Annotated in this window: 10 protein-coding genes; 6 read left to right on the plus strand and 4 right to left on the minus strand. The window is 71.5% G+C overall.

Annotation, left to right across the window (positions count from 1 at the left end; genetic code table 11):
* Window positions 1-159 precede the first annotated feature (159 nt).
* The gene (locus ADK36_RS23880) at window positions 160-591 is read left to right on the plus strand and encodes a DUF3592 domain-containing protein (protein ID WP_234329857.1); all 432 of its coding nucleotides are present in this window, start codon (window positions 160-162) and stop codon (window positions 589-591) included.
* Here the strand turns inward: ADK36_RS23880 and ADK36_RS23885 are convergent.
* Window positions 588-1,214 (minus strand): dihydrofolate reductase family protein, encoded by a 627-nt coding sequence (locus ADK36_RS23885; protein ID WP_053198985.1) that lies wholly within the window; start codon window positions 1,212-1,214, stop codon window positions 588-590. The genes ADK36_RS23880 and ADK36_RS23885 overlap by 4 nt on opposite strands.
* 159 nt (window positions 1,215-1,373) lie before the next feature.
* Between ADK36_RS23885 and ADK36_RS23890 the strand changes: the two genes are divergently transcribed.
* Window positions 1,374-2,300, plus strand: coding sequence for a hypothetical protein (locus tag ADK36_RS23890; RefSeq protein ID WP_159029222.1), 927 nt, complete (start codon window positions 1,374-1,376; stop codon window positions 2,298-2,300).
* A 60-nt stretch (window positions 2,301-2,360) separates the two neighbouring features.
* On the opposite strand, the gene ADK36_RS23895 is transcribed toward ADK36_RS23890, so the two are convergent.
* Both ADK36_RS23895 and ADK36_RS23900 read right to left on the minus strand, forming a co-directional pair.
* Entirely contained in the window at window positions 2,361-3,191 is an 831-nt protein-coding gene (locus tag ADK36_RS23895) for a transglutaminase-like domain-containing protein (RefSeq protein ID WP_053198986.1), read from the minus strand.
* Window positions 3,181-4,428: an MFS transporter gene (locus ADK36_RS23900; protein ID WP_048583850.1), complete on the minus strand. Its 1,248-nt coding sequence runs from the start codon at window positions 4,426-4,428 to the stop codon at window positions 3,181-3,183. Before ADK36_RS23900 ends, ADK36_RS23895 begins: the two co-directional genes overlap by 11 nt.
* Window positions 4,429-4,687: 259 nt before the next feature.
* On the opposite strand from ADK36_RS23900, the gene ADK36_RS23905 reads away from it, so the two are divergent.
* Entirely contained in the window at window positions 4,688-5,488 is an 801-nt protein-coding gene (locus ADK36_RS23905) for a DUF899 domain-containing protein (protein ID WP_048583810.1), read from the plus strand.
* A gap of 57 nt (window positions 5,489-5,545) precedes the next feature.
* A complete protein-coding gene (locus ADK36_RS23910) occupies window positions 5,546-6,736 on the plus strand; it encodes an MFS transporter (protein WP_048583851.1) in 1,191 nt (396 codons plus the stop codon).
* A 4-nt stretch (window positions 6,737-6,740) separates the two neighbouring features.
* Here ADK36_RS23910 and ADK36_RS23915 read toward each other — a convergent pair whose 3' ends face one another.
* Window positions 6,741-7,649, minus strand: a complete 909-nt coding sequence (locus tag ADK36_RS23915) for an arginase family protein (protein WP_053198988.1) — start codon at window positions 7,647-7,649, stop codon at window positions 6,741-6,743.
* Window positions 7,650-7,994: 345 nt separating this feature from the next.
* On the opposite strand from ADK36_RS23915, the gene ADK36_RS23920 reads away from it, so the two are divergent.
* The gene (locus ADK36_RS23920; protein ID WP_053198990.1) at window positions 7,995-8,873 is read left to right on the plus strand and encodes an MHYT domain-containing protein; all 879 of its coding nucleotides are present in this window, start codon (window positions 7,995-7,997) and stop codon (window positions 8,871-8,873) included.
* Between the two features lie 81 nt (window positions 8,874-8,954).
* Window positions 8,955-10,457, plus strand: coding sequence for a metallophosphoesterase family protein (locus ADK36_RS23925; RefSeq protein ID WP_053198992.1), 1,503 nt, complete (start codon window positions 8,955-8,957; stop codon window positions 10,455-10,457).
* Window positions 10,458-10,519: the final 62 nt, after the last annotated feature.

Here is a 10,519-nt window from a genome sequence, read left to right on the forward strand (position 1 = left end):
ATCAGCATAGGGCGCGGGCACGACCCGCGGGCACAACCGCCCGTTGGCCAGGGGCAGGAGCACGATGGCCGGGGGCCTGGGATAGCGTCCCTCTCACTTCGGTCGAGTGAGAGGGACGTTGTGCAGGTTCAGGTGCGTGGGCGGCGGGCTCGCTGGTGGGTGGCCTTCGGGACGATCGCGTTCGGGACGGTGTTCCTGGTCGTCGGGTTGATCCTGGCGGGGGTGTCGGTCTCGTTCCTGGCAGACGCGAAGCGTGCCCAGGGCACGGTGGTGGCGCTGGAGTGGCGGACCGACGGCAGCGGCGCCTCCCGTAGGACGAGGGGGAACGACAAGCCCGCCGCTTACCCGGTGGTCGAGTTCACGTCGGCGGACGGCACGCCCAGGACGTTCCGCGGCTCGACGGGATCCAATCCGCCGTCGTACGACGAGGGCGAGCGGGTCGAGGTGCTGTACCGCGCCGACTCCCCCGAGGACGCCCGGATCAACGGGTTCGCCTCGCTATGGCTGTTGCCGCTGATCTTCGGCGGGATCGGGCTGGTGATCGGAGGGATCGGGACGGCCGTCGCCCTGGTGGGCCGGCGGCGTTCCTAAGGCTTCGGATCACTCACGAGGCGATACTTCAGGTGGGTGGCGAGCGGCGTGCCGACCACCCTGACCGGCTCGATATTCCGCGGCCCGGTGCCCACGCCCTCGAAGAGCCGCAGCCCGTCGCCGAGGAGCGCGGGCACCACGTGCAGTTGCAGCTCGTCGATGAGCCCCTCCCTGAGGTACTGCCGCACTGTGCTCGCCCCGCCCGCGATGTCGACGTTCCTGTCCCCGGCGGCGGCCTTCGCCTGGTCGAGGGCGCTGTGGATGCCGTCGGTGACGAAGGTGAAGGTGGTGCCGCCCTCCTTCACGAGGGTCGGCCGGGGGCGGTGGGTGAGGACGAAGACCGGGGCCCGGAACGGCGGGTCGGCGCCCCAGAACTCCTCGCCGGTGTCGTACATCATCCGGCCCATGACCACCGCTCCGGTGGCGTCGAACCACTCGCGCATCAACTCGGAGTCACGGTTCTCCTCCCCGCCGGTCATACCCTGGCGCTCCCGCCAGCTCGCCAGGTCGTGGATCCACTCGAAGAGCGGCTCGGCGCCGTCGCCTCCCGGGTTGTCCACGGCGACGCCGGTGCCGGCGATGTAGCCGTCGAGGGAGATGGCCAGATCCGCGGTCACGGTCACGATGAGGGCTCCTGAATCGTGGGGAGTACTGCCTTCACTCTCACGTCGATCGGCGGCCGCCACATTCGACACACTTCCGCGGGCCCGTCGGCTCGATGACCTGACCGCGGCCCCGCCCTCTCCCCCGCACGACCGCCCGAGCCTGCGATGATGATCCACATGACCAACTCCAGTGATCCCGCGACGCAGGCCGGGCCCACACAGGACATAGCGGAAGCCTTCTTCGCTCGCTCCGGGGCGGGCCCGGATCCCGTCACCGTCCTCACCTACCCGGCCGGAGCCGATCGTCTCGCCCGTCGGGAGGCGCTGCGCCCGGTGTACGAGGCGATCGTGGCGCGGATCGGTCCGCCCACCCTGCTCGGCGGCTCCGTCGCAGGACCCAGCGTGCGGTGGTGCACCCGGGAGCGGATCGTGCTGCTGTCGGGCGACCGCAACCGCGTCGAGCTGTCGGTGCACGACGCCGACAAGTTCGTGGATGACGAATGGAACGCCTTCGAGCGCACTCGTCCCGGGCGCAAGGGAGAGCCCCACCGCTTCGACGCGCTGCCCTACACCTGGCAGCTCGACCGCAAGGGGCCCGGAAACGCTCCGGGGTGGACGTACAACGGGGTGATGGTCGCCGGCAGCTGGGACCACGCGGTCACGGGCCTTGAGCTGATGCTCGGCTCGTGGGTGGAGCAGTATCCCGTGCAGTCCCCGGGAGACTGGATCGGCTTCACTCTGTGGACGTCCCGGGACTGGCGCCGCGACATGATCGTGTCGTACTCGCCGGCCGACCATGGGCGTGAACTGGCCGTCTGTATCCATGACCGGGGTATCGAGCAGACCGGGGAGCGGCAGGCGCAGATGCGTGAGCGTGGCTGGCGCACCCTGGACGAGCATCAGTGGTGGCGGACCGCGTTGCCGGAGACGGATCCTGACGCGCCCCGGCTGATCGCCGAGCTCACCATCGCCGAATGCCTTGCCCGCAAGGCCACCTGTCCCGCCGAACTGCGGGCGCACGACATCAGCGCGGGCGACAACGGCGAGCTGTGGCTCACCGGCCTCGGCCTGCCGACCCACCCCTCCCGGGGCGAGCACTTCTGAGCCCCCGGGCAGGCGATACGGTGCGCCGGGCGTCCCCGGTCCGGCGTGCACCGGTCGGCCTCAGCCGAGGATGCGCTGAGGGACTGCCAGGTCCGGGTGGCCGAACAGACGGGTCAGGGCCGGCGGATCGTCCCGGCGGCAGGCATCGGCGACCTCGTCGATCAACCGGTCGTAATCCGGTCCGGTCGCGCCCTCGTAGGCCGCTGTCATGCGGCCCCACTCGTCCCAGTTCAGGGTCTCGTGCTTGCGAAGCGCGGCGAGGTCGCGGACGGCGTTGCCGCTGATCTCGTGCGGTCCCCAGGCGTGGTCGGTGCCGGCGGTGCCGAAGGTGTGGGGATCGATGACGCCGTCCCGGTACCGGGCCCATGCTTCGCCGCCGGTGAGGAACTCCCCCGGAGCCAGGTCGTCGGGGCGGGCGACGAAGTTGCCGCCGAGGTGTTCGGTGTCGACGCGCACCCATCGGCCCTGGTCGTCGTCCCGGTATTCGGTGATCCAGTGGTCGAAGCCGCGCCCCTGCTGGAAGTAGGTGCCGAAGCCGCACCGGGCGCGGGAGGCGACACCTCGGGCCCGCAGGATCGCGCAGGCGATCGTGGCGAAGTGACGGCAGGTGCCGATCACGCGGGTTCCGGGCGTGCGGGGCCGGTGCAGTGGTGCCGGATCCAGGTCGGTCAGTGTGGCGATCAGCTGGTTGACCGGCCGGATGTTCCTCTCGGCCATCCGGTCCTCGGAAATCCCCAATTCGGCGGCGTCCGTGGGCTGGAGGACCAGGCCCTGCACGGCGGCGCAGATACCGACGGGATCGTCCGGCAGTCCCTCGATGAGCGGGAGTTGCGTCGCGTCCAGGGTCGTCAACGGCCCGGGCTGCGCGTAGTCGAGCTTGTCATCGGCCATGACCGGGCATCGCAGCGGTGGAGGGCTCCGTGTCCGCGTCCCTGGTGGCAGCGGTGGCGGAGCCGGCTCGGTGTGCGGCGACGGCCATGACCAGGACCGAGGCCAGGACGATCCCGGCGCCGACGTAGAGGGGTGCCCGGTAGCCGAGGCCCGCGGTGAGGGCCAGGCCCCCGAGCCAGGCGCCGAGGGCGTTGCCGAGGTTGGACGCGGACACGTTGGCGCTCGCGGCCAGTGCCGCCCCGTGGGCGTGGTCGGTGACGCGGGTGATCATGCCGGGGACGCCGGCGAACCCGGTCACCCCCATCAGGAACACGAGGATCACCGACGCGACGGCGCTGTCGGCCAGGAGGCCGAACACGGCCAGGGTGAGGGTCAGTCCGAGCAGGGAGAGGAGCAGGGTGCGGTCACGGTCGTGGTCGGCCGCCCGCCCGCCGACCAGGTTCCCGACGACCAGGCCGACGCCGTAGACCATCAGCAGCCAGGCGACGTCGGCGGAGGAGAAGCCGCCGACCTCGGTGAAGGTGTAGGCGAGATAGGTGAAGGCGCCGAACATCCCGCCGTAGCCGAGCGCGGTGGCCGTCAGGGTCAGCCAGACCTGCCAGGACCGGAACGCACGGAGCTGGGCCCGCAGGCCGGCGTCCGGGAGCGGGCCGGGACGGCCGCCCGGTGCCGGGGGCGGCGGCGCCTGGCCCGCCCGGCCGGGGACGAGCGCGACGATGCCCGCCAGCGCGAGCACGCCGATCGCGGTGACCGCCCAGAAGGCCGCCCGCCAGCCCCAGCGCTCCCCGACCAGCGCGCCGAACGGCACGCCCAGCACGTTCGCCAGTGTCAGCCCGGCGAACATCACGGCCACCGCGCGGGACTTCCTCTCCGGCGCGACCAGGCTGCGCGCGACAAGCGAGCCGATCCCGAAGAACGAGCCGTGGCAGAGCGCCGCGACGATCCGCCCGAGCATCATCACCGGATAACTCGGCGCGATCGCGGACAACAGGTTGCCGATGACGAACAACGCCACCAGGCCAACCAGGACCTGTTTTCTGGGCAGGCGTGCCGTGGCCGCGGTCAGCGCGATCGCGCCGATCGCGACGCTGAGCGCGTATCCGGAGATCAGCCGGCCGGCCGCCGCCTCGGACACCGCGAAGCTCGACGCGACCTGCGGCAGCAGCCCGGCGATCAGGAACTCGGTGAGCCCGATGCCGAAGCCGCCGAGTGCCAGGGCGATGAGTCCGCTCGGCATCCGACGCCGTTCGGTCATGCGTCCGGGTAAGAGGAAGTCCGGGTCCCCGGCCCTGGATTCGGTCATGGTGCCACCCTCACGCGTGGTGGCGGATGCGGCCATGGACAAAGACCGACGGCGCTTGGACGAACGCGCCGGCGCACCGTGCACACCCGGGGCCCCGGATGTGCGGCGCCGGTGCGGCGGGAGCAAGCTGGAGGAGTGCCCGCTTCGCCCGGGCAGGGCCGCCTGACGCACCAGACCTGTGGGGAGATCCCGGATGACTTCATTGGCGAACCTGCCGGAGGTCGTGTCACGCGAGGAGTGGCTCGCCGCCCGCAAGGAGCTGTTGGCCAGGGAGAAGGAGCTCACGCGGGCCCGGGACCGGGTCAACGCCGCGCGGCGGCGGCTGCCGATGGTCCGCGTCGACAAGCCGTACACCTTCGAGGGCCCGGACGGCCCGGTCGGCCTGCTGGATCTGTTCGAGGGGCGGCCCCAGCTGGTCATGCACCACTTCATGTGGACCTACGACATCGACGCCGACGGCACCGAGCACCCCCGCGACACGGGGTGCAGCAGTTGCTCCTCCGCAGCCGACCAGATCCCCGCCCGACTGCGGCAGCTGCACGTCCGCAACACGTCGCTGGTCGCGGTGAGCCGCGCACCCTACGAGAAACTCGCCGCGTACCGCGCGCGCATGGGGTGGACGTTCCCCTGGTACTCCTCGGCCGGCAGCGACTTCAACTACGACTTCCACGCCACCGTCGACGACCGGGTCGCTCCGGTGCAGGTCAACCTCCGTTCCGAGGCCGAGCTCGCCGAGGCCGGCACGGAGTGGTCGCAGGAGTGGCGGGGCGACTATCCGGGCATCAGCGCGTTCCTGCGGGTCGGCGACGAGGTCTTCCACACGTACGCCACGTTCGGCCGCGGGATCGAGGAGTTCCACAACGGCTACCCGTACCTCGACCTCACCGCCCTCGGCCGCCAGGAGGCGTGGGAGGAGCCGGAGGGGCGCGCGGAACCTCTCGGGCTCGAGGTCGGCGGGCCAGGTATGCGGCTGCCCGACGAGTACGACGCCTGACCGGCCGGTGGCGTGCCGGGCCGGGTCCGGGCGGTGGGCGGCGTTACCGTCGGCGCCATGGACGGTGACCGCCGAGGGTGGCGTGCGTGTGTGCTCAGCGGGGCGGTGTTCGCCGTGTGCATGGCCGGCACCACGCTCCCGACTCCCCTCTACGGCCACTACCAGGAGAAGTTCGGCTTCTCCGAGCTGATGGTCACCGTCGTCTACGCCGTGTACGCCTTCGCGGTCATCGGCGTGCTGCTGCTCGCGGGCAACGCCTCGGACACGGTGGGCAGACGCCCGGTGATCCGGTGGGGCCTGGGCTTCGCGGCCGCGAGTGCCGTCTGTTTCCTGTGCGCGACGGGGCTGGGCTGGCTGTTCGTGGGGCGGCTGCTGTCGGGGCTGTCCGCCGGTCTGCTCACCGGGGCCGCCACGGCGTACGTGATGGAGCTGGCGCCGCCCGGTGGCGCCGCCCGGGCCACCCTGGTGGCGACCGCCGCCAACATGGGCGGGCTGGGCTGCGGCCCGCTGCTTGCCGGAGTGCTGGCGCAGTACGCCCCTTGGCCGCTGTATCTGCCGTTCGCCGTGCACCTCGCCCTGGTGGCGGGCGCGGCCGTCGTGCTGACGTCGCTTCCGGAGACCGTACGGGAGCGGAGTTCACCGCGTGCCGTACGGCCGCAACGGCCCAGCCTGCCCCCGCAGGTGCGGTCGGTGTTCGGGCCGGCCGCCACCGCCTCGTTCGTGGGCTTCGCCCTGTTCGGGGTGTTCACCTCGGTCAGCCCCGCGTTCCTCGCCCAGTCGCTGGACGAACGCAACCACGCCGTGAGCGGGCTGGTCGTGGCGCTGGCGTTCTTCGCCTCTACCGCCGGCCAACTGGCCGTCGACCGGGTGGGGGTCGGGCGATCGCTGCCACTGGGCTGTGCCGGGCTCCTCGCCGGGCTGGCGCTGCTCGCGGGCGCCCTGTGGGGCGACCTGCTGGTGCTGGTCGTGCTGAGCGCGGTCGTCGGCGGGGTGGGGCAGGGGCTGTCGTTCCGTGGGGCGCTGTCCTCGGTCGCCGCGGCGTCTCCGGCGGAGCAGCGCGCGGCAGTGATCTCGACTCTGTTCGTGGTGGCTTACACGGGCATCTCGGTGCCGGTGATCGGTGTGGGGGTGCTGGCGGAGCCGATGGGTCTGGAGGGCGCGGGGCTGGTCTTCATCGCCTGCATGACCGTCCTGGTCTCCACCGCGGCCGCCTATCTGCTGCGTCGGCCGGTACCGGCGAGGACGTGACAACTCACCTTGGCGGCAAGGGGAGTTGAGCACGGGCCCGCGCCGACAGCCCTCGGCGCAGGCACTCGGTGAGGCGGCGGGCGATCGTACCGTCGGGGTCCAGGCGAGGATTGAAGATCGTGATGTCGAGTCCCACGGCTCCCGGGTCGCCCAGTGCCGTACGCAGCACGGTCTCCAGCTCTTCCCAGCTCAGCCCGCCGGGGAGGCGGTAGTCGACGGCGGGCATGACCGCGTCGTCCAGGACGTCGACGTCCAGGTGGACCCAGAACCCGGCTCGGGCACTCAGGCCCTCGACCGCCAGGCGTGCCGCCGCGGCGGCACCGGACGCGCGTACGCCGTCGAGGTCGATCGCGTGCAGCCCGGGCGAAAGCGGCTGCATCCCGGCCTGGGCCGATTCGTCGGCGTCGCGGAAACCGAACGCCACGACGTCCTCGTCCCGCAGCAGCGGGCCGCGGCCTTCGAGGTCGGCGAGCAGTTGGGGGCCGCGCCCCGTGACCAGGGCGAGGTCCATCGAGGCCACCTCGCCGAACGGCTCGGCCGACGGCTGGTAGAAGTCGGTGTGACCGTCGAGGAACAGCAGGCCGTGACGGGGGCCGCGGCGGCGCAGGGCGAGAAGGTTGCCGAGCAGGATGCTGCAGTCCCCGCCGAGGACGACCGGGAAACGGCCCGTGTCGAGGACGTCGCCGACGGTGTCGGCCAGGCCGGCGGAGTAGTCCGCGATGGCGTGCGGGTTGAGGACTCCGGTGCCGGCGTCCCGGGCCGGGTCGTAGGCGGGTGGTTCGACACGGCCGCTCCGCACCGCATCGAGGCCGTCCAGCAGACCGGCGTCGAGCAGGGCCGTCGGCAGGTCCTGGACCCCGGAGGGCCGCAGGCCGAGCACGGACGGTGCCTCGATGATCGCGAGTTCCTGCATGTCCGGCCCTTTCCGCCGACCCCCTGTCCGCCGCCGCCCTCACTCACTGAACGCACTCAGCCGCTGTGCCGTTCAGCCACTCACTCCATCTGTGCCACATCTCGCGGGCGGCCACCACTCGTGACCGGCCGGGGCGGCAAGGGGACGCGACTCGCCGACGCCCGTGCCGTAGCACGCGCCGTCGAGAACAGTCCCCCTCTGGCCAGAACTCGCCCGTACGTGACCTGAGTTGACTCACGGTGATGCAGAGTTCAACTGCTACCGACGGTAAAGGCTTGATTCGCGAACCCCTGACACGTAGACCTGTCCTCCACAACAGGCCAGGACTCTGGGGGGAGTTGGCTCATGCAAGGCACGGTTGACGGGTTCCGCTATGGTGCGGTGACCCCACTGGCGGCCTATCTGATGGCCTGCCTGGGAGGGGCGTTAGGACTGCGGTGCATCGTCCGGTCCCTGCTCAACGGAGAGTCGTGGAAGCCCGGTTGGCTGGCTCTCGGCGCCGCGTCGATCGGCTGCGGCATCTGGACGATGCACTTCATCGCCATGATCGGCTTCCAGGTCGAGGAGGCCCGGATCCGCTACGACGTGGGGCTCACCGTCCTCAGCCTCGCGGTGGCGATCGTCGTGGTCGGCGCCGGAGTGTTCATCGTGGGCTACCTGGGGGCGGGCAAGGGCGCGCTGACCTGCGCGGGCGTCATCACCGGGCTCGGGGTGGCGGCGATGCACTATCTGGGCATGGCGGCGTTGCGCCTCGACGGCAGCATCCGGTACGACGCGCTCACGGTGGGCCTCTCCGTCGTGATCGCGATCGTCGCCGCGACCGCCGCGCTGTGGGCCGCCGTCACCGTCCGCGGCTTCCTGACCAGCCTCGGTGCCAGCCTGGTCATGGGCATCGCCGTGTCCGGGATGCACTACACGGGCATGGCCGCCGTCAGTGTGCATCTGCACGGCACGACCGGCGCCTCCTGGGCGGGCGACTCGCCCTCCTCGCTGCTGCTTCCCATGCTCCTGGGCCCGATCGTCTTCCTCGTACTGGCCGGGGTGGTGGTGATGTTCGACCCGCTTCTGGTCCTGGGCGAGGGCGGGCGGAGCCCGTCCGGCACGGCTCCCCGGACCCGGCCGGCCAACGGCGGCTCCGGGCAACGGCCCGGACGTGACCACGAGTTCGGGCCCACGGCGAACACGCCGCGGCCCAACCGGGAGTCGTACGCCCGTAAGTGGTGAGCCGGGGGCGGGAGTGCGGCGACGCGCCGGGCCCGCGCTCCCCCTGCTCGGCCTTCTCTAGATCATTGTTACGGTGCACGGGTGTCTGACTCCTCACGCGATACCGCCGAGGGCGCCGGCTGGGGCGCCGCCGAACTCGGCACGTACAAGCGGCTGATGCCGCACAAGGTCGAGAAGATCTCCTGGCTCGACCCCAGGATGCTGTGGGCCGCCCGCAACGGCGTCCTGGCGTCCTGGTTCGGGGACCCCACGGGCCGTACCCGCAGCCGGTGGGTGGCACAGCGGACGGCCGCCGGGGCGCCCGCCGACAAGGTGATCCGGCGCGACGACCCGGACCGGTTTTCCTTCCTCGTCATCGGCGACACTGGAGAGGGCGACGATCCCCAATACGCCGTCGTTCCGGGCCTGTTGAAGACGGGTCAGGACACCCGGTTCGCGGTCATCGCGAGCGATGTGATCTATCCGGTCGGCAGCGCCGACGACTACGGCACCAAGTTCTTCCGGCCGTACCAGGACTACCAGGCCCCGATCTACGCGATACCGGGCAACCACGACTGGTACGAGGACCTCGGCGCGTTCATGCGCGTCTTCTGCGACGACGCCCCGCCCCTCCCGCGCGAGCCCGCACCGCGTCCGCCCAGCCGGGCCTGGCTGCGGTCGCTGCTGTGGCACCGCCCCCGCAAGGGAGACGGTCAACGGCTGGCCGAGCACGGGAAGTTGAGGTCGGCGGACGTCCAGCGGGCCGTCCAGCCGGGACCCTACTGGGCGATCGACGCCGGGCCGGTGCGGATCGTCGGCATCGACACCGGGCTGCTCGGGACCCTCGACGCCGAGCAGGGCGCCTGGCTGCGGGAGGTGTCGAAGGATCCCCGCCCGAAGATCCTCATCACGGGCTCACCCCTGTACGTGGACGGCGAACACCACCCCTGTGCGATCGAGGGCGGCGGGACCGTCGACGAGATCGTCCGTGACCCGGCGCACCGCTATGTCGCGGCGATCGGCGGGGACATCCACAACTACCAGCGCTACCCGGTCCAGGTCCACGGCCGCACGATCCAGTACGTGGTCGCGGGCGGCGGCGGCGCGTTCATGCACGCCACGCACACCATCCCGCGGGTCGACATCGCGAACGTCACCGAGAAGGAGTTCCGCTGCTATCCGCTGCGCGGCGACTCCCTGGCCTTCTACAGCACGCTGTACGGCCGCCGGCTGCGCCTGCGCCGCTTCTTCACCCTCACCGAGGCCGAGGCGTCGGCCGTCGTCGCCGAGCGGCTCGGCATCCCGCTGACCCGGGCCCAGCAGACCACGGCCCGCCTCACCTGGCGCACCCGTCTGGTCGCCGGCCTGCTCGGCGCCGGCCGGCGCCCCGACCGCACGGCGCGGTTCCGCCTCCCCGTGCGCAAGATCTACACGCAGTTGTTCTCACCGAGCTCGGCGACCTACAGCCCGCCGTTCTTCAAGTGCTTCCTGCGCCTGGACGTCACGCCGGAGACCGTCCGCCTGCGCTGCTACGCCGCCACCGGCAGCCGGGCGCAGGAGGTCGACCCGCCGGTCGAGGACGAGGTCACGATCCCCTTGAACTGATCACGGGCGCCCTTTGAACTGATCGCGGGCGGCGGGAACAGCGCGGGCCGTGATCGAGTTGG

Origin of the sequence: Streptomyces viridochromogenes, from assembly GCF_001270495.1 — a bacterium.
In the GTDB taxonomy this organism is placed as follows: Bacteria; Actinomycetota; Actinomycetes; order Streptomycetales; family Streptomycetaceae; genus Streptomyces; species Streptomyces viridochromogenes_A.